Origin of the sequence: Veillonella sp. ICM51a (assembly GCF_000524355.1) — a bacterium.
In the GTDB taxonomy this organism is placed as follows: Bacteria; Bacillota; Negativicutes; order Veillonellales; family Veillonellaceae; genus Veillonella; species Veillonella atypica.
Genome location: NZ_JAPX01000050.1, coordinates 54074 through 74148 on the forward strand (window position 1 = coordinate 54074; position 20075 = coordinate 74148).

At 40.8% G+C, this 20075-nt stretch carries 14 protein-coding genes; 12 read left to right on the forward strand and 2 right to left on the reverse strand.

Annotation, left to right across the window (positions count from 1 at the left end; genetic code table 11):
- From leuC to HMPREF1504_RS10490, 5 genes are all read left to right on the forward strand, one after another.
- Complete coding sequence (leuC, locus tag HMPREF1504_RS09900) at positions 1–1260, forward strand: 3-isopropylmalate dehydratase large subunit (RefSeq protein WP_038125282.1); 1260 nt, start codon at positions 1–3, stop codon at positions 1258–1260.
- 1 nt (position 1261) lies between these two features.
- The gene (locus tag HMPREF1504_RS09905) at positions 1262–1753 is read left to right on the forward strand and encodes a 3-isopropylmalate dehydratase small subunit (RefSeq protein ID WP_016476163.1); all 492 of its coding nucleotides are present in this window, start codon (positions 1262–1264) and stop codon (positions 1751–1753) included.
- Positions 1754–2026: 273 nt separating this feature from the next.
- On the forward strand, positions 2027–3097 hold the full coding sequence (leuB, locus tag HMPREF1504_RS09910; protein WP_038125283.1) for a 3-isopropylmalate dehydrogenase: 1071 nt from the start codon (positions 2027–2029) through the stop codon (positions 3095–3097).
- A 163-nt stretch (positions 3098–3260) separates the two neighbouring features.
- Entirely contained in the window at positions 3261–3791 is a 531-nt protein-coding gene (locus HMPREF1504_RS09915; RefSeq protein WP_005376418.1) for a hypothetical protein, read from the forward strand.
- A 150-nt stretch (positions 3792–3941) separates the two neighbouring features.
- Positions 3942–4118, forward strand: coding sequence for a hypothetical protein (locus HMPREF1504_RS10490; protein ID WP_170999121.1), 177 nt, complete (start codon positions 3942–3944; stop codon positions 4116–4118).
- Between the two features lies 1 nt (position 4119).
- Here the strand turns inward: HMPREF1504_RS10490 and HMPREF1504_RS09920 are convergent, their stop codons facing one another.
- On the reverse strand, positions 4120–5397 hold the full coding sequence (locus HMPREF1504_RS09920; protein ID WP_038125284.1) for an STAS-like domain-containing protein: 1278 nt from the start codon (positions 5395–5397) through the stop codon (positions 4120–4122).
- A gap of 371 nt (positions 5398–5768) precedes the next feature.
- Here HMPREF1504_RS09920 and HMPREF1504_RS09925 point away from each other — a divergent pair, with 371 nt between their 5' ends.
- From HMPREF1504_RS09925 to HMPREF1504_RS09955, 7 genes are all read left to right on the forward strand, one after another.
- Positions 5769–6695, forward strand: a complete 927-nt coding sequence (locus HMPREF1504_RS09925; protein ID WP_038125285.1) for a DUF3829 domain-containing protein — start codon at positions 5769–5771, stop codon at positions 6693–6695.
- 379 nt (positions 6696–7074) lie between these two features.
- Complete coding sequence (gene ileS, locus HMPREF1504_RS09930; RefSeq protein WP_038125286.1) at positions 7075–9909, forward strand: isoleucine--tRNA ligase; 2835 nt, start codon at positions 7075–7077, stop codon at positions 9907–9909.
- A gap of 213 nt (positions 9910–10122) precedes the next feature.
- Complete coding sequence (locus tag HMPREF1504_RS09935; RefSeq protein WP_038125287.1) at positions 10123–11265, forward strand: hypothetical protein; 1143 nt, start codon at positions 10123–10125, stop codon at positions 11263–11265.
- A 510-nt stretch (positions 11266–11775) separates the two neighbouring features.
- Positions 11776–12906 (forward strand): inverse autotransporter beta-barrel domain-containing protein, encoded by a 1131-nt coding sequence (locus HMPREF1504_RS09940; protein WP_038125288.1) that lies wholly within the window; start codon positions 11776–11778, stop codon positions 12904–12906.
- Between the two features lie 43 nt (positions 12907–12949).
- Positions 12950–14185 (forward strand): inverse autotransporter beta-barrel domain-containing protein, encoded by a 1236-nt coding sequence (locus HMPREF1504_RS09945; protein ID WP_038125289.1) that lies wholly within the window; start codon positions 12950–12952, stop codon positions 14183–14185.
- A 62-nt stretch (positions 14186–14247) separates the two neighbouring features.
- Positions 14248–15372, forward strand: a complete 1125-nt coding sequence (locus tag HMPREF1504_RS09950) for an inverse autotransporter beta-barrel domain-containing protein (protein WP_038125290.1) — start codon at positions 14248–14250, stop codon at positions 15370–15372.
- A 481-nt stretch (positions 15373–15853) separates the two neighbouring features.
- Positions 15854–16567, forward strand: coding sequence for an inverse autotransporter beta domain-containing protein (locus tag HMPREF1504_RS09955; RefSeq protein ID WP_232203357.1), 714 nt, complete (start codon positions 15854–15856; stop codon positions 16565–16567).
- Between the two features lie 77 nt (positions 16568–16644).
- On the opposite strand, the gene HMPREF1504_RS09960 is transcribed toward HMPREF1504_RS09955, so the two are convergent.
- Positions 16645–19014 (reverse strand): tetratricopeptide repeat protein, encoded by a 2370-nt coding sequence (locus tag HMPREF1504_RS09960; protein WP_038125291.1) that lies wholly within the window; start codon positions 19012–19014, stop codon positions 16645–16647.
- Positions 19015–20075 lie beyond the last annotated feature (1061 nt).

Below are 20075 nucleotides of genomic sequence, written 5' to 3' on the forward strand. Positions count from 1 at the left end.
ATGGGTATGACCATTACTGAAAAGAATATGGCTCGCCACGCGGGTCTTGATGTTGTAAAACCGGGCCAAATCATCGAATGTCATTTGGATGCGGTATTGATGAACGACATCACATTCCCACCAGCGCGTAAAGAGTTCTTAAAAATCGGCAAACCTGTATTTGACCGTCATAAAATCTACTTGGTGCCTGACCATTTCACACCAAACAAAGATATTCAATCTGCTACACAAGCGAAAGTCATGCGCGACTTCGTACGCGAACATGGCATTACAAACTACTTTGAAGTAGGTAGAATGGGTATCGAGCACGTTATTTTGCCAGAAAAAGGTCTTATCGGCCCTGGGGAAATGATGATCGGTGCTGACTCCCATACTTGTACATATGGTGCGGTAAATGCATTCTCCACAGGCGTAGGCTCCACTGATGCGGGCGTTGCTATGGCAGAAGGTAAAACTTGGTTCAAAGTACCTGAAACAATTAAGGTTGAGCTTATCGGCAAACCTAACAAATGGGTAACTGGTAAAGACGTAATCCTTGATTTAATTGGTAAAATCGGCGTAGACGGCGCTCGTTATATGGCCCTTGAATTCGCTGGTGAAGGCGTACAACACATGACTATGGCTGACCGCCTTACAATCTGTAACATGGCTATCGAAGCTGGCGGTAAATGTGGCGTATTCCCATATGATGAAATTACTGAAGCATACATTAAAGGCCGCGTAAATCGTCCTGTAGAACCTATTAATCCTGACCCTGATGCAGTATATGCTCAAACTGTGACTATCGATTTGTCCCAATTGCAACCAGTTGTAGCATTCCCTCATTTGCCATCCAACACACATTACATCAACGAGATTGACAAAGATATTAAAATCGATCAAGTTATCATCGGTTCCTGTACAAATGGCCGTTACGAAGACTTGGTGGCAGCTGCAGAAATCTTCAAAGGTCGCAAAGTAGCTCCATTCGTTCGTTGTATCGTAATTCCTGGTTCCCAAGATGTATACGATCAAGCTATGAAAGATGGTTTATTGGACATCTTCATTCAAGCTGACTGCGCAGTGTCCACGCCAACATGTGGTCCTTGCCTAGGTGGTTACATGGGTATCATGGCAGCTGGTGAAAGAACCGTTTCTACTACAAACCGTAACTTCCGTGGTCGTATGGGTCACGTTGATTCTGAAGTATATTTGGCAAGCCCTTACGTGGCGGCAGCAAGTGCTGTATTAGGCCGCATTGCAGGCCCTGAGGAGGTTTAATATGGATTTTGAAAGCAAAAAAATCTGGCGCTACGGCGACGATGTAGATACAGACGTAATCATTCCAGCTCGTTACTTGGCGATTGCTGACTGGAACGAATTGGCGGAACATGCGATGGAGGACATTGATACTACATTCGCGCCAAATGTAAAAGCTGGCGAAATCATGGTAGCTGGTAAAAACTTTGGTTGTGGTTCCTCCCGTGAACACGCACCAGGCGTTATCAAAGCAAAAGGCGTGCCTGTTATCATTGCACACTCCTTTGCTCGTATCTTCTTCCGTAATGCTATCAATATCGGTTTACCAGTTATTGAAATCGGCGAACAAGTCGATCGTATCGATGCAGGCGACGCTATCGGCGTAGACTTGTCTAAAGGTATCGTGTACAACTTGACTAAAAACGAACAATACCAAGGCACTGAATTGCCACAATTCATTCAAGATATTGCGGCAGCAGGAGGTCTTGTGAACTTTGCGAAACATCGCAAATAAGTACGTGGCCGAGCCTCGGTGATGCTCTGACGCTCCAGCTAGCTTAACGGTCATCGGCCGAGGGCCTTGACCTACTAAAGTCGCGTCAGAGCATGCACCTCGGCTCTATGTAGCTTATCATTGCGATTTTTTTCGCAATGATGTACATATGGATAGATGTAGACGATGAAGCCCCGTCGCAAACGACTTTTGCTAGGGCGAGGCCTATGGCCTCGGCCCGTTAAGGCAATGGAGGCTTGCAACGGGGCTTCATCGTCGGAGAGGAATATATAGATGAGCGAAAAAAATATCGTATTGATTCCTGGTGATGGTATCGGTACTGAGATTATTGCTGCAGCGAAGGCTGTGTGTGATGTGGCTTTTGAGAAAGCTAATGTAAAGGTTAATTGGATTGATAAAAAAGCGGGCGGTGCGTCTATTGATGCATATGGTGTGCCTTTGACTGAGGATACTATCGAGGCTTGTAAAGCTGCTGATGCTGTTTTGCTTGGTGCTGTAGGCGGTCCTAAATGGGATAATGTAGATCCTTCTATTCGTCCTGAGAAAGCAATCCTCGGTCTTCGTAAGGAGCTTGGTTTGTTCTGTAACTTGCGTCCTGTAAAAATCTATCCATCCTTGCAAGAGTATTCCCCTCTTAAAAAGGAACTCGTACAAGATGTAGATTTCGTTATCGTTCGTGAGTTGACTGGCGGTATTTATTTCGGTGAACGCGAAGAGGCACAAGGCGAAGGCGCTAACGAGTTTGCATGGGATAAAGAAACTTACAGCCGTTACGAAGTAGAGCGCATCATGGACATTGCTATGGAAACAGCTCGCAAACGTAATAAAAAGGTTGTATCCGTAGATAAAGCAAATGTATTGGCTTCTTCTCGTTTATGGCGTAAAATTGCTCAAGAGAAAGCGGCAGCTAATCCAGATATCGCAACAGATTACTTCTACGTAGATAACACAGCGATGCAACTCGTTGTAAATCCTGCACAATTCGACGTTATCGTTACAACAAACTTGTTCGGCGATATCTTATCTGACGAAGGTGCTGTTATCTCTGGTTCTATCGGGCTTTTACCATCTGCATCCATGGGTACTGGCACAGCATTGTATGAGCCAATCCACGGTTCTGCACCAGACATTATGGGGCAAAACTTGGCGAACCCATTGGGTACAATCTTGTCCGCAGCTATGATGTGCCGTCACTCCCTTGATTTGCCTCAAGTGGCTGACGCAATCGAAAAAGCTGTTGAACAAGTGCTCGTTGATGGTTACCGCACAGGCGATATCTATCGCGATGGTTTAAAACGTGTGGGTACGACAGAAATGGCACAAGCTGTTATTGAACGTTTGTAGTCATGTAAGCTCGTGCATCTTGACTAGTTCTCTGATTTTTGTCATATAGTCAGATGCATGATCCTATATCATGTGCGGTAAAAGAACGCTTACGACATTGCATCGCATTTGGTGAGGTATTTTTAGTTTGTATTTAGTATAGTTTTAAAATGAGGTGTTTACCATGAAATCAACTATTTACAGAAATCTCACTATTACTGCGTTATTAATGGCTTTAGCAATTATGATCCCTATCGTAATGCCATTGAAAGTCGTCATACCACCGGCGTCTTATACACTGGCCAGTCATGTGCCAATCTTTTTGGCTATGTTTTTATCACGTAAATCGGCGGCTTGTGTAGTTATTGGATCCACGTTAGGATTCTTTGTAGCAGGATTCCCTCTTGTTATTGTTATGCGTGCAGCATCACATATCTTTTTTGCGTTGCTTGGTGCGTGGTATCTTAAAAATCACATGGAAGTATTATCAAATGCTTTTTCTTTTGTGACTTTTAACTTTGTGTGCGCTATCATTCATGCTATTGGTGAAGTTGTTGCATGTTTACTATTCTATACAACTACTACATTACCGAATATCGACTTAATGTACGTTGTATTTGTCCTCGTTGGAGGTGGCACTATTGTGCATAGTATGGTTGATGGATATATTTCCTTATATATTTACAAGGCCATACCTAAATCCATCATTGAATAAATGATAGTAACCTAATATGGAATGAAATAGGGGGTGACCATTGGTCACCCCCTTAATCTATCTTTTTAGTGATTATAATTGTTATAATAGATTTGTAGAATATTGAGGCAGAACATCTTATAACTAATTCTAGTAATGGAGGTGAAGATAGTGGCTACATCAAGCTTTTTTAAACCCTTAGTTGTGCGGCAACAAGATGAAGCAGCATGGGTTAAAGCCTTTGATACGACGGAGAAAATTAAGCGAAATAAAAATTATACGATTAATAAGTTGAATAAAGAAGCTGGCCGTAAAGTGTTAGAGCAAGTCGTGAGGAATAGTTGCTGATTTAATTTGTATATGTATCAAACACAAAATCTATAATTGTCCGAATGGTTTCATTAGCCCCTATAATCTTGATTTGTTTATATGATTTGAGACCTAGAATTTTAATTGGATCTGCCAATAAAGCGGTTAAGAAGCTGTGTGTAGCTGTTATAGCGTGAGAGAAATCAAGGACTACGGTTTCTCCTTTTTGTATAGCAGGTATGATTTTTCGCTCTCTAAGATTAATAGCTTCTAGTTTAACTTCACACCGTTCTCCGCAATAGTTATACATATCAATATACAATTCGGGAGCGCGGACTATATTATTTCGTTTAGCTACAGTTTCGGTAGCGTGTTTTCTAAAATCCTCTAGGTGTTTATGAAGGTCATATGTTTTTAGCCTATCAAAACCAATGGTCATGTATATAAATGTGCCGGGCCAAGAGTTGTTTAGAGTTGTGTATGTTACATCTAGTGGAGAAATATGTGCGACACCATCGCCCGATACGATATACATATCTGCTTCTAATGTTTTGCCAAGATTACTAGATAAGTAAAGGCCCATGCCAGCATTATTTTGCTGTTTATAAGGTCCTACGTTGACGCCAAATGTACCAGAGATTTCAGGCTCTAGTGCCATAGCGATAGCATCTGTATTGTTTGTGAAAGGTGCATAGGTTTGCTCTAAATGTGTTTTAATACCTACACCAAGATCAGCAAGAATAAATGATAGTTGGTTTTTATCTCGATACCAGTTAAATTGTAATAATGATGGAATCTGAGGATTAAAACCGTGTTCTAATGCATTATATGTTAGTTCGGATATGATATAACGAACTGCATCCTCATATCCTCTAATTAAATCTGTAGGTAAGTCCATAGCGTAATCACGAATTGTATTTAGCATTTGCGTAATATTATGATCTTTGTATTTAATGGCGAAGATGGGCTTGTTGTAAACGTAGTGAAAATTGTCTTGTGTGTTATTAAGAATTTTAAAGCATGAGGTTCCATTCATTCTTTGCCACATTTTTCCAAATAAAGAATGCTTAGAATATTGTAAATTTATATGAATCTTTTTTCTCTTTAATTGCCATATATAGAGTATGAGTAATGTCAGTGTTTGGTACTCAATACTTTGGCAAAATCTTGCATCTATAATTATATGTTTTGACTTGGCAGACCAATCAAATATACTAAGTACATTGTTAAAATCAATAACTCCCTTTGCTTTAAATGTAAAATCATTTGGTAATGTTAAGATAGGAACATTGGTTAGTGTGCGATGTGTCTGTCTCATTTTCTCTCTCCTTTAATTGACATGAGTTAGGGCACTTGTTATACTTAACACATAAGATAACGTTTAGAGACCTAGATAGGACGGAATGTTCGTCTCTCGGTTGTCTCAGTTGACCCCATACTTTGTATGGGGTTTTCTTATACCTATATTATAGAACTAATGTTTGTAAAAACAAGAGAAATATAGCTATTATGATTTATTGATACATATCTACTATTATTTCATGATTTTTGCAGTTTTATCATACCATTCCGAAGTAGTTTCATTTTTCTGTATGTCCAGCTATTTCCTCATCTTGAATTGGATGTATTAATTTTATACAATATCTGTAATATTAATTTATGGGAATGTAGAGCATTTAGGAGCGATAGATGAGTTGTCAGAACTGGTGGCACCGCCTAGGTTTAGTTGTGTGCATCGTAGTAAGTGTAGGCTTTGTAAGTGGCTGTGAGTTTAATATGGATAATTTAAGGAATAGCAGTCAGGTGAAAGCTACGCAAAGCGATAGTGAGAAGGAAATCTGGCGTGTTTTTAAGTTTTATTTGGCCGCCACAAATGAGTTTAATTTTACTAGTGTAAAATATAGCCATCAACATATGGAAATAGTGCAGCAAGCACGACAAAATATACCGTTAGCTGAGTTTAAAGAGCGGGATTATGAACGTCTTGAGCAAGAACTCATTGCTGCGCGAGATGCGGGGCATACGCATAGTGACTTGGAAGCCGCTACGGATGCTTTATTACCGGTATTGCACGACATTGTGGTAGCTGTAAAAGAGCTAGATACGTATTATAAAGAAAAGCGCTATGATTCAGATAATTATGCATTTGCTCATACGCAGTTAGAGAAACTTTCATCATTAATGGATGTATTTGAACCAAAATATGATGCGTTAGATACCATTGTTAAGACCTATCACAAGCAGGAGGGGGAACGTCTTGTTAAACTGATGCGCAACAATGGGCAGACGAATGGCGCTAATATGGCGGAAATGATGCTTATCTATAGCAATATAGTAGATCATATTGTGGAGCATAAATCCAATAGTGATTTCCAGTGGTTGAAGGAACAGAAAGAAGCAGCCGATGGAATTGGGGCAAAGATTACTGCTGCTGAGGCTCAGAATCGTTTAGAGCAAAAGAAACTTCTTGATAAAGAGATTGAGGATTTTATTGCTGATCCTCGTAGTGAAACGGAAGAAGCCGTGGTTGAGCAATATAATGAAATGGTAAGTAGTCCAATGAATTTTGCATTATTAGATTCTGTGCAGAAGCCGTATGTACCGCAAGAGTTATAATGTGAAATGGTATATGTTAAACATGATATAAATTTCGGGTAGAATATATTTGACAAGCTACCCTTATGAGCCCTATAATTATCTATTATATGAATATTGCGTTGAAAAAGACGGCACGTCTCAGACGGATTTGGTAGAGACCAAACTCATGGGCTGAAAGGTTTGGAAATCTAGAGATGTGCGGATCACTTTGGAGCAAGCGGCAACGCCGCCGGTGAACACCGTTATATGTCTAAGTGGCTTTCATAAAATGAAGCATAGTTGTATCGCATTTGCGAAATGAAATTTAGCTTTCACAGAAGGTCAGTAGGGTGGTACCACGGATATTACGTCCGTCCCTTCGGGGACGGGCGATTTTTTTATGTAAAAGGAGCACATCATGGATTACGGTAAGACGTTACATTTGCCTGAAACAGAATTCCCAATGCGCGGCAATTTGCCTAAGCGCGAACCAGAAATTTTAAAGTTCTGGGAAGACAACAAAATTTATCAAAAACGTTTGGAATTGCGTAAAGACGCAAAACCATTCATCTTGCATGATGGCCCTCCATATGCGAACGGTAAATTGCACATCGGTCATGCCCTCAACAAAACGTTGAAGGATATCATCATGAAATACAAAACAATGACAGGTCACTATACTCGCTACATCCCTGGTTGGGATACGCACGGTTTGCCAATTGAACATGCGGTTATTAAAAACACTGGTCTTAACCGTCATGAAATGGCGCCTCTTGATTTGCGCAATAAGTGTAAGGAATATGCATTAGAATGCGTAGAAAACCAAAAACAAGACTTCATTCGCTTTGGTGTATTAGGCGAATGGGAACGCCCTTATTTAACATTGCGCCCTGAATTCGAAGTAAAACAACTTGGCATCTTCGGCGAAATGGCAAAACGGGGCCACATCTATAAAGGCCTTAAAACTGTATACTGGTGTACACACTGTGAAACTGCATTGGCAGAAGCAGAAATTGAATACGCTGAGAAAAAATCTTTCTCCATTTACGTAAAATTCCCTTACGTATCCGAGAAAAAGGTAACATTGCCAGCTGGCGTAGATCCAAAACAAGCATACTCCGTTATTTGGACAACTACTCCTTGGACAATGCCTGCCAACGTAGCAATCTCCGTTAACCCTGAGCTTGAATATGGTTGGGTAAAAGTAGGTGACGAATACTACTTGATGGCTACTGAACTCGTTGATGCGGCTATGAAAGATATCGGTATCGAAGACTACGAAATCGTAAATCGATTCTCTGGTGCAGATTTAGAATTGGCTGAGTTCAAACATCCATTCGTAGAACGTAATGCTACAGTATTGTGTGGTGACCATGTAACACTCGAAGCAGGTACTGGTTGCGTACATACAGCTCCTGCACACGGTGAAGATGACTTTAATATCGTTATGCGTTATAACAAGGAAGGCAAAACTGAACTTCCTATCGTATCTCTTGTTAATGAAACTGGTAACTACACTAAACAAGTGGACGACAATCGTTATGGCGATACTGAATTCCCATTGGCTGGCGTAGAAATCCACGATGCAGAGGTGCCTGTAATCAAAATCTTGGCGCATAACAATGCATTGCTTCATAAATCTAGCTTGCGTCACCAATACGCTCACTGCTGGCGTTGTAAAAACCCTGTTATCTACCGTGCTACAGAACAATGGTTCTCCTCTGTAGATGGGTACCGTCAACAAGCTCTTGATGCAATCGACAATCAAGTACAATGGATTCCTAAATGGGGCCATGATCGTATCTTCAACATGGTTCGCGATCGTGGTGACTGGGTAATTTCCCGTCAACGTATTTGGGGCGTGCCAATTCCTATTTACTATTGTGAAAGCTGCGGCGAGCACATCATCAATGATGATACGATCAAAGCATTGCAAGAAAAAGTAGCCGTAGAAGGCTCTGATGCTTGGTGGGCTCACAGTGCAAAAGAATTGTTACCAGAAGGTTTCAAATGTCCTCATTGCGGTCATGATGAGTTCAAAAAAGAAACAGACATCATGGATGTATGGTTTGACTCTGGTTCCTCTTGGTCTGGCGTACTTGAAGTTAACGGCTTAGATGTACCATGTGCTATGTACCTTGAAGGTTCCGACCAACATCGCGGTTGGTTCAACTCTTCCTTGTTAACTGCAGTAGCAACAACTGGTAAAGCACCATATAATTCTGTATTGACTCATGGCTTCGTTGTGGACGGTGAAGGTCGTAAAATGTCTAAATCTGTAGGTAATACAGTGGCACCTAGCGACATCATCGACGTATACGGTGCTGACGTTATGCGTTTGTGGGTATCCTCTGCGGATTACCAAGCAGACGTACGTTTGTCCAAAGACATCGTAAAACAATTGTCCGAAGTATATCGTAAGATCCGTAACACATTCCGCTTCTTGCTTGGTAATTTGGATGACTTCAATCCAAATACTGATAAAGTGGCTTATGCTGATATGTCCGAATTCGACAAATGGGCATTGTTGCGCTTAGAAGAAGTACGTCAAAAGGTTACTGATGCGTACGAAAACTATGAATTCCACATGTTATACCATGCAATTCATAACTTCTGTACAGTAGACTTAAGTTCTATCTATCTAGATGTAATGAAAGATACTATGTACGCTGAAAGCAAAAATAACGTAGCTCGTCGTTCTGCTCAAACAGCAATGTATGAAATCTTGAAAACATTGGTAGCTATGGTATCTCCTGTACTTTCCTTCACAGCAGAAGAAGTTTGGAAGTACATGCCTAAAGAAGAAGGCATGCCTGAATCCGTTATGCTTCAAGATTGGCCACAAGGTCATCCTGAACACTTCAACCAAGAATTGGCTGATAAATGGAGCCAATTGTTAGACTTGCGTACATCTGTACAAAAAGCATTGGAACTTGCTCGTCAAAACAAAACAATCGGTCACCCACTAGATGCATCCGTTACAGTATATGCTGAAGGCGCTGCATTTGATGCATTAAATGCACTTGGTGAAGAAGGCTTAGCTAAACTTGTTATCGTATCTGAAGCTCACATCGTAAACGGTGCTGCGCCAGCAGAGGCTGTAAAAGACGAAGAAACAGGTGTAGCTACAGTAGTTGCTCCATCTGAACTTGAAAAATGTGAACGCTGCTGGATCCACCGCGATACAGTAGGTCAAGATAGCGAACACCCTACACTATGCCATCGTTGTGCAGAAGTAGTAAAAGCACTATAATTCCACAATCGATTTAAATACAGTTGTCAAAATATCCCCTTCAGAAGGCTCCATCGGCCGGGTCTGTTCCTTCGGAACAGGGCCAAAAGTCGCCTTCTAAAGGGGCTATTTTTGGGTATTTCGCTCGATTTGTGAGATTATAGCGCTTTCTGGTGTTTTTGTTTTGTGTTACAATGATGGAAATATTGGCTGCTAGTAAAGGGAGGGAATATCATGCAATTTATGTTAATGCATAGGGATGTACCTGTCTTACAGTTTGCTATTTTCGATGATAGAAATTGGGCCCGTATTATTGATGTATTGAATGCGGCTCATATACCTGTTAACATGCTTGTGCAGCCTCATAACAGAGAACGTGCTTTAAATGAATTTATTGACCATCGATTTATTCCGCAAAGTCGTTCTAATTACGATGTTATTAAGGCCTTGTATCAGGCCGAAGATGCATTTGAACTGTCCTTGCGATCGTACATGGTGAGTATTTCTGACCATTATTGGGTTAAACCTTGTGATAGTTCTGTGACTTGGTCTGATGTGAATTTTTATGATAATCCAATTCCCGATGATCAAGTGTTAATAGGGGCTATTGATACATTACATCAATATGATCCGTGGCGTCGGACGCCGAATACATCGAATAATGGGACATTGCGTCAGATTTGGTTGCACCGCGGAGATGAAATTTTGCTTTCAAAAGCGGGAGAATTGACCTTTAAACAGGAACCATTTAATGAGGCCGTTGTTAGCGATATATTAGCATATTTTGATGTGCCTTATATAACGTATTATTTGGATTATATGTCGGATGAAGCTGAGAATGTATCGGTCTGCAACTGTTTTACGAATCGTAATGTAGAATATATTCCTGCATGGCAATTGACGGCTAACACGAAACCTAACGATGTGAGTGAATACGCGCATTATGTGAATCAGTTGCATTCATTTGGTCTTACTGATGTGACGAGTCAGTTAGAGCAAATGATTGTGCTTGATGCGCTCATTGCTAATGAAGATCGTCATTGGGGCAATTTTGGGGCTCTTCGTAATAGTGAAAGCCTAGAATTCATCGGTCTTGCTCCTGTTTTTGATAACGGAAACTCCTTGGGGTATAAAGCGGCATCTGTTATGCGAAACCGTAATGCTGATGTGTCCGTAGCCTTTAACAAGACTCATACACTGGAATTGAAACATGTGTCCTCTGCTATGAAAGTAGATTGGGATGGCATTATGAATCATTGTATGGAGATTGTAGAACATAGATATAATCAACTGGTAGACCCAGAGTTTGGTATAGATCGTGCACATATGATTGGCCAATTCATACAAGAACGAGCAAAAAAATTAAAAACTTTTTAGATTTATGAATTCATTGTATGCTACCATTCTCCTCAAATATATGATGATAATCGTTATTGTCCTATTTTCCTCATGAAAACTTTATGTGTAAAAATATACTCATTTCATATTAGAGTTAAAATAATCGTTTATGATATTTACAGTTAGTTTAGTAAGTGAGTGTATGAGAAGGAGGAATATGCAATGGTAGTAACAATTATTAAAGCTGTTATGGCTGCTCTTACTGGTTTGGTAAACGCATTATTGCCTTTATTTAAATAATAAAGTTCCCAAAACCCTCACAAACCCTCAAATCTTGAGTATGTATACTCAGCTTTGAGGGTTTTTTCTTTATGTATATTTTTACTTACAATAGAATGAAATAATATACAGACTTGAGATTTAAACGATATTTATTGTTGGTTTAAATGTAGGCTCTTTCGTTGACTATATCCAAATATATACATATAATAAAAATGAAATAAAGATGAATATATATCTTGGAACTATATATAGAGGAGAATGAGAAACATGAAAAGAATATTAGTTGTAAAAGCTATGGTTCTTGGAGCCATAGCTTGTTCTATTAGTGCAGCGGGTATTGCTGCAGATATAAATACTCAACGTGCACAAGATATAACTAATACACAACAAAATATACAAGGCACGGAAAAACATGATGCCGTGCAACCCAACTGGATGGACCGCACAGATATTAAGGTTGGCACACAATCTAAGGTAGGTGCGCAAGTATCTGTAGAAACATTACAACCGTTAACCCATTATGATGAGAACTCCAAGTCCGTATTGTTTGTACAAGGCGGTATTGGCAGAGGTGGTCAAGAGCATTCTGCTAGTTACTATCACGGATATAATGAGATTTGGTATCCTTATAATCCTGCAACGGGTAAAGGTGACCAACGATATATGGCAGAAAAATATGAACATACGAAATCATTAGGGACTGTAGCTAATGTGGGCTTAGGGTATCGCCATCTTAGTAAGAATGAGCATGCCTATGTTGGTGTCAATGCTTTTGTTGATCGCGCCTTTTCCGAGAATGCTAATCGTGTGAGTGGGGGTCTAGAATATGTATCAGGCCTTAACGAAGTCCGAGCTAATGTATATAGAGGTTTAGGAAGTGTGAAATCGCAATCTGATATGATACATTTACCGCCATCGTACTTCACATTTGATTTGGATGGTGGCGCTGCTTACTATATGCCACATGAGTCTCAAAAGGTATTATCTGGATACGATGTAAGTTATGCGCGTACATTTAAAAATGCTCGTTGGGCCCGTGTACACGCGACCGTATATCATTGGAATGGTCTTAGTATGCCTAATCATAGCGACGCATTATTGAAAACACTGGAAGTTGGCAACAGTCATGGATGGAAAGTAGGAACTACATTACAAGTAACGCCTCATGTATCGCTAGATGTAGGCTATACATCGGATAGCAAAGATACTAGTGGTGCCTATGGATTTGTTAAATATACATTGGGTACCTCTAAGTTTGCTTGGCATGGCGGTAAACATAGTGATGATGCTATTACAAATGCTCGTGCTAGAATGTTAGATAAGGTAGAGCGTAGTCCGTTAACAATAGGCCATACATATGAAGAAGATTGGTATGTAAACCCTAATGATCACTTATAAAATTGATGATAATTTATAAAACTAAAAGGAGAGAAGTTTCGTAATGAAATATAAGTTAGTATTAACATCTATGGTTATGGGGGCCATAGTGTGTAGCACAAGTGCTGTAGTGGGAGCGGCCAATGTGGCGCCACAAGTGAGCGATACAGCAAAGCATGAGGCAGTACAATCTAATTGGATGGATCGCACGGATATTGCTGTAGGTGTACAGACTGGAGGCCAGTCCAAATTAGATAAAGGACACTTTCTAACGGATGATTTGGATACCATTTATAATAAGCAATCTGATTACGGCAATCTAACGAAGGCCTATATAGAAACATTGCAGCCTATTTCTCACTATGATGAGAACAGTAGAAGTGTTCTATTTGTACAGGGGCGCATTGGACGTGGCGGTGAGAAAATAGCATCGAAAGAGATGCGTGGTTACCTTCTCCCTGAATTAACAATTAATCGGAATGGGCAATCTAGTTACACTAAAATAAATACGGATGAAAAATCATCAGAAACATTAGGGATTATTGGTACTGTTGGTATTGGATATCGACGTCTTAGCCGCAATGAACATGCCTATGTAGGTGTCAATGCATTTGTTGATCGAGCTTTCACAGGCAATTACAATCGTATTAGCGGTGGTGTAGAGTATGTAAATGGACTCAATGAGGTATATGCCAATGTGTACAGGGGGCTTGGGGATAAGGACCTTGTAAAAGGTGGTGGTGGTAATCCATACCCTAAACGTTTGTATCCTAATGGTTATCCATCAGATTTCCCATACCATACGATTCCTAGTGAAAATTATTATACCTACAAAGGCGATAGAGCACTAGGCGGCTATGAAATCGGTTTTGCTAGATCCTTTAAGAATGCTCGTTGGGCTCGTGCCTATGTAAATGGATATCGCTGGAAGGGGCAAGGTTTTGGCCATGAACAAAATTTTAATTGGGGACGTCCAGGCCATTGGTCCGTTCCATGGTTTTCAGTGAGGGATGCAAATCACTATAAGGGAATTAAAATCGGTGCTGAATTACAGTTAACTCCACATATATCCTTAGATATTGGGTATAACCATGCTAATAATATGTCGAAAGGTATGTATGGTACTGTGAAATATACATTAGGTACATCTAAATTTGCTTTCTGGGGTGGTAGACATAGTGATAATAGAATTACTACTGCTCGCTCTAAAATGTTAGATAAGGTACGTCGCCAAGACATGATTGTAGAATCCTTTGATGATATTGAATACGATTATTTAGCACCTATCGATCATCTATAATACCACTGTAGTTTAGATTATAGATATTAAATAAGACATGTAATAATAGAGGAGTAATTTTAATGAGCAAGACATTAATGATAAAAGCAATGGTTTTAGGTGCTGTAGCATGTGCGTTTAGTGCTACAGGTTTTGCAGCAGATGTACAAAATGGGCATGGGCAAGGTATAGTAGATTCTACTACAGAAGTGAATGGAGCTAAACATGAAGCTGTTCGTTCTAATTGGATGGACCGTACAGACATTAAGGTTGGTACACAATCAAAGATGGGTAAGCAAGTATCTGTAGAAACATTGCAACCCTTAACTCATTATGATGAAAACTCTAAGTCTGTACTTTTTGTACAAGGTGGTATTGATAAAGGTGGTCAAGAGCATAAGGTTAATTATTTTGATGGGGCAGGTGGCTATTGGTATCCATACGATCCAGTTACAAATACTGTGGAAACAAAAAGAAAACCAGAACGACATGATGAGACAAAATCTTTAGGTACTGTGGGGAATATTGGTTTAGGGTATCGTCAGCTCAGTAAACATGAACATGCTTATATAGGTATTAATGTATTTGCAGATCGCGCCTTTTCTGAGAATGCTAATCGAGTTAGTGGAGGCTTAGAATATGTGGCCGGACTTAATGAAGTTCGTGCCAATGTATATAGAGGCTTAGGAGATATAAAATCTCAATCATATTCGAAGGGGGTATCGCATCTGCCATTTCCTTTGTATGGTGGTACTGCTAGTATTAATGTGTATACATCTCAAAAAGTATTATCTGGTTATGATGTAAGTTATACTCGTTCATTTAAAAATGCACGATGGGCTCGTGTGCATATAGGCGCTTATCACTGGAAGGGACTTGGCGTTTCGACGTATAGTGGCGGAACGTCGCCGATTTCGGATCTCAATAATAGTTCTGGCTGGCAAGTGGGTACTACATTACAAGTGACACCTCATATTTCACTAGATTTAAGATATACATCCGATAATAAGTATGCTAGTGGTGCTTATGGATTTATTAAATATACTTTAGGGACACCTAAGTTTGCTTGGTATGGTGGTAAACATAGTGATGATACTATTACGAACGCTCGTGCTAGAATGTTAGATAAGGTAGACCGTAGTCCTATGGTTATAGGTAAGTCATATGAAGAATTCTGGGTAATAGTACCACGTGACCCAGGTTTATAATCTGTAACTCATAAAAATTACCTAAAGGATGGTAATTTTAATATTGCAATAATAATTATGTAAATGAAGGATTATATTATATATGTATCGTAAAACAAAGTTTAATATACGACTGCTACTTTGTGTAGCAGCTTGTACGATGTGTTGGTCTATTGCTTTCGCAGATAGTACTGATACAAATACTGCTGTGAAAGTGAATTCCAGCAGTTATCAAGATTAGGCTGATAGAACTGATATTTCAGCGAAGTTTCAAACCAATCACAAGCCAATATATAGCATAGAGACCTTACAACCTATAGGTCATTATGATAACAACTCTAAGAGCGTAGTATTTGTACAAGGAAAAATTAGTTCTCATGGCGGTGTAAGTCAAATTGCCAATGGGTATGCGAATCATGTTACTCGTAATGCAGGCGGCATTGTATATGAATATGACTTTAATCAATCGACACAATCTATAGGCACGACTGGTAGTATAGGCATCGGTTATCGACGACTAAGTAAAGGAGAGCATAGCTATGTAGGTATTAATGCTTTTTATGATTATGCTTTCAAAGAACATTATAAGCGTGCTAGTTTAGGTGTAGAATATGTAACTGGTGAGAATGAATTTTATGCTAATTTCTATAAGCCACTAGGACATACGACGTCGTCACATAGTTTAACTGTACGTGACGAAATGATTCCGGCACCTTATAATATACAAGATACAGAAGTTAATGTTGGTGAAAGTCATGAAAAACGTGTTGCCTCTGGATATGATATCGGCTATGCACGAACTTTCAAAAATGCCCGTTATTTGCGAGCCCATATCGATCGTTACCATTGGAATCATATGAATGGTGAGATTAGAGATATAGAATGGTTTAGTGATGATATATATAACTATAATATCGCATTTCCTGTAAATGGTATCTATAGTAATGGAATTAAAACGGGTGTTAATGTGAATGTAACGCCTCATATTTCGGTAGGCATGGGCTATGATAAACCATTTGGACACTCTGGCGAGTTTTATGTACAAACTATGTATACGCTTGGTAAATCTAAGTTTGCTCTCTTTGGTGGAAAGCATAGTGATGATAGCATGACAACTGCTCGTTCTAAAATGCTTGATAAGATTGAACGTCAAGATATGCAGGGGCTCAATCTAAATGGGGAGTTCCACGTTCATTACCCTCATGATCATTTATAATATATGTAGCCTATGTTTAGGTTATAACAAAGGAGCTAGTACGCTGTGTACTAGCTCCTTTGTGTTCTTTTATTCTATTATTGTAAATCCTTAGGCACGCTGAGCGGTTTCCAATTATCTAACTCTGGAATGTCTAATGTATTGATAGTTCGTTGTATCCAGTAGTTCAAGGATACTTCGTTGCCAAAGTACTGTTCAAATAGGTATGTATTACCGGGAATGTGCTTTTGCTTGCCGTGTTCATCGACGATGTGGCGCATCGATTCCTTGAGGTATAGTTGCACCCTAAATGGTGTGGACCGCTTGCCCTTGAATATGAAATAGGATGGCCCAATAAAATCGTGGGTACGAACGTTGATTTGCTCGTAGCGATTGCTCTTGAGGCCCTCCAAGGATGCTTGTATCATGGCGTTGGCATCGTCATATTCCTCGAGTAGGAATGGTTCTTGATCGACGTCGAGTACATAGTGCCACGTCGGTTTTTCCTCGTCTGTTTCGATGGCCCATGCATCTGAAAGCTCCGGTAAACGGTGGCTTTCATAAAGATTATGCCACAAATTATGGACATCCTCTACATTGAGCAGCGATTTATAAATAATCTCATGCCCTTCGGCTGAATCGTAGCCGTACAATCGAACTTGATAGGTGTTGCGTGGCATACGTTTAGTCTCCAGTTTATAGATATTCCGTAATTTGTCTGGAATGGTTAGGAAATGATTGTAAAAGCTAAGCACCACCGTATCTTGTGTGGATAGGGCCTTGTCGATGGTTTCTCGGTCATATAATGTGGTATCCCACTGAAAGCCATTCATAGTAATGGATAATCGGGCTGCATTGTGAGGCCATGTGGTAGGGGCCGGGCGCACGGTCGTAGAGGATTCGGTTATACCTTCCTTGTAATGCCAATGGCCGTCTATTTCTTCGAAGGCTTCTAATCGTTCTGCCGCTTCGTCATCTACAGGAATATCCTTAATCTCTTCGCTGCGATTGGCGAGATGTGACACGATGTACTGATGGGAGCTTTCATAATAATGAACGGCACTGTCGAGGTCAGGTGTTCCCATCACATAACCTTTTTCATAGGCGTAGCCCAAGGCAACGCGTGTGAGCGCACGGGTGATGTCGTAGAAGAGAACGCGGTCCTCCTCTTGTAAGGCACGATTTTCCTCTTCTAAGACGCGCATCAAGGACTGCACCGCAAATTTGATGTTCTTGGTCACACCGATGCCGTGAATGCGCATATAGCTAATATACGGCAATGCAAATAAGAATCTATCCTTAGTAGCCGCCATATGTGTCAAATCGGCGATAAGCCCCCAGTCGAGGGGGAGATGTCCAATGTGAAAGATATAGCTAAATGCGGCCTGCAAGGCGGCATAGCCTGCATCGTTAAAATTCTTTGTTGCTGCCTGTTGGTACAATTCCGTGGCCTTAACTGGATCATAGGGAATCGTAGCACGGAGCATAGGCTGTTCATAAAAATGGTAGTAATAGTCCGCAAGTTCTGCGATACATTCTGGTTGGCCTAGGTCAGCACCCTTTGTAAACCATGTGAAAGCCTTTGTAAACTCGCCTCTTTCGTGATGGTCGAGAGCCGTATAGAGCATCATGGTCGGATTGCCTAGTTCAGCGGCCCTGCGTGCCACACGGCGTGCATTTTCATAATCGCCTTCATCGATATAAATATTGCGCAAGTTCCCTTGGAACATGGCGAGTCCTTGATCAAGGGCTTTGGTAAACCAGTATTTCGCATGCTCCCGAGATTTTGCTTGTAGCGTTTCTTCGTCTACCATACCGCGCAAGGTAGCAATGACTTCACGTAAACTCTTGCTGCGCGTTGCTTGGTGTAATCGTTGACTAAAGCTAGCCTTTTCTGGACCTAATAATTGCTTAGCCTCGTTAATAACGTGGTAATCGCCCCAAAAGAATACATTACCTATAATATATTGGCAGTATGCATCATCCTGCTTTGCATAATCATAGATGATGCGGAATGCGTCGTCAAAGGACAACTGCATATCTCGCCTCACCGTAGGCGTAATCGACCCGGCTATGCGCAATGCTTGTAATGTGCCAATTGAACTATTCCGGCGGATACTATCATGCAAACACTGATACGTGCGCATATTATCCTCTGGAAAACCCGACTCGGCCCACGTAAAGCGAGGCCCTGCATAGACACGTGCCAATAGGGCATATGCATCACCCAATTCACGCTCTTCAGGCGATAATGCCTTTTGGTATATTTCCTTTGTATCGATGGCACAAGCGCTATCTGGCGTTGTGCTCGTTGAGCGCAGTTCATGTTGGGATGGCTTTGTATCGTTTGATTGATTATTTACAATCGACTCTAATATGCGGAGACCCTCTTGAGCGGACTGCGGATCATAAGACATAAAAATTAAGTGGAAGACCCGTTGGAGGCGGTCTGTGAAATATTGAGCCATAGGCCCTCCTTTCGTTTTTATACAATACACTACTATTATATACCGAATATGTCTTGCGTTAAAGGTGGGAGGGCGGTGGCGTGTCCTGAGAACCTCCACCGGCCGGGTCTGACTACGCCCTGCGGGCTCCGCAGGGCCAAAGTCGGTTTCAGAACACGCCACCGCCCCACGCATTAAGGCTAGTGTCAATTCGGTATATAATAGTAGTGAAATTGATAAAACCCGTTATTGCCTACCCAGCCGAGGGACAGGAGGGCCTACGGCCTGTGCGGAGCCCGAAGTCGTTTTCAGAGGCACCATCACCTTCAACTATCTCGTTCTATGTTAATTCGGTATATAATAGTAGTGAAATTGATAAAATCCGTTATTGCCTACCCAACCGATAGAAAGGAGGGCCTACGGCCCGTGACGACGTGTCCTGAGAACCTCCACCGACCGGGTCTGATTCGCCCTGCGGGCTCACAGGGACATAAGTAGGGTGTGAGGCAACAGAGGAGCATAGCGACGCATGGGGCCCACACATCACTTAGTCACGAACGTAAGATTTCGTAAAACGAAATCCACAGTGAGTGTAAAGTCGGTTTCAGAACACGCCACCGCCCCATGCATTAAGTCTAGTGTTAATTCGGTATATAATAGTAGTGAAATTGATAAAATCCGTTATTGCCCACCCAATCGAGGAACAGGAGGGCCTACGGCCCCCGCGTAGCGCAGTACTCTCTTATCTGTATAACAAAGAAATAATTTTCTAGGCAGAAATAGATTATATATGAAAAAAGACACCCCGTGAAAAAATGACTTTTCCAGATGCTGTGGATTTTCCTTTGGAAAATCTTATATCTCTGGATTAGCGATGTGTGGCTCCCATGTGTCGCTATGCTCCTCTGTTAGCTCACACCCTGCGTCGGCCCTGCCCTTTCACAACAAAAAATAATTGATTAATGTACATAGTGTAGAAAGAGAACACCCTCTCTGAAAACGACTTCGGGCTCCGCGTAGCGCAGTATTCTTTTATCTGTATAACAAAGAAATAATTTTCTAGGCAGAAATAGAATATATAT

Bases quoted from the DNA above. Each gene is read 5' to 3' on its own strand.
- leuC (WP_038125282.1), top strand. From the start codon at position 1: ATGGGTATGACCATTACTGAAAAGAATATGGCTCGCCACGCGGGTCTT.
- HMPREF1504_RS09905 (WP_016476163.1), top strand. From the start codon at position 1,262: ATGGATTTTGAAAGCAAAAAAATCTGGCGCTACGGCGACGATGTAGAT.
- leuB (WP_038125283.1), top strand. From the start codon at position 2,027: ATGAGCGAAAAAAATATCGTATTGATTCCTGGTGATGGTATCGGTACT.
- HMPREF1504_RS09915 (WP_005376418.1), top strand. From the start codon at position 3,261: ATGAAATCAACTATTTACAGAAATCTCACTATTACTGCGTTATTAATG.
- HMPREF1504_RS09920 (WP_038125284.1), bottom strand. From the start codon at position 5,397: ATGAGACAGACACATCGCACACTAACCAATGTTCCTATCTTAACATTA.
- HMPREF1504_RS09925 (WP_038125285.1), top strand. From the start codon at position 5,769: ATGAGTTGTCAGAACTGGTGGCACCGCCTAGGTTTAGTTGTGTGCATC.
- ileS (WP_038125286.1), top strand. From the start codon at position 7,075: ATGGATTACGGTAAGACGTTACATTTGCCTGAAACAGAATTCCCAATG.
- HMPREF1504_RS09935 (WP_038125287.1), top strand. From the start codon at position 10,123: ATGCAATTTATGTTAATGCATAGGGATGTACCTGTCTTACAGTTTGCT.
- HMPREF1504_RS09940 (WP_038125288.1), top strand. From the start codon at position 11,776: ATGAAAAGAATATTAGTTGTAAAAGCTATGGTTCTTGGAGCCATAGCT.
- HMPREF1504_RS09945 (WP_038125289.1), top strand. From the start codon at position 12,950: ATGAAATATAAGTTAGTATTAACATCTATGGTTATGGGGGCCATAGTG.
- HMPREF1504_RS09950 (WP_038125290.1), top strand. From the start codon at position 14,248: ATGAGCAAGACATTAATGATAAAAGCAATGGTTTTAGGTGCTGTAGCA.
- HMPREF1504_RS09960 (WP_038125291.1), bottom strand. From the start codon at position 19,014: ATGGCTCAATATTTCACAGACCGCCTCCAACGGGTCTTCCACTTAATT.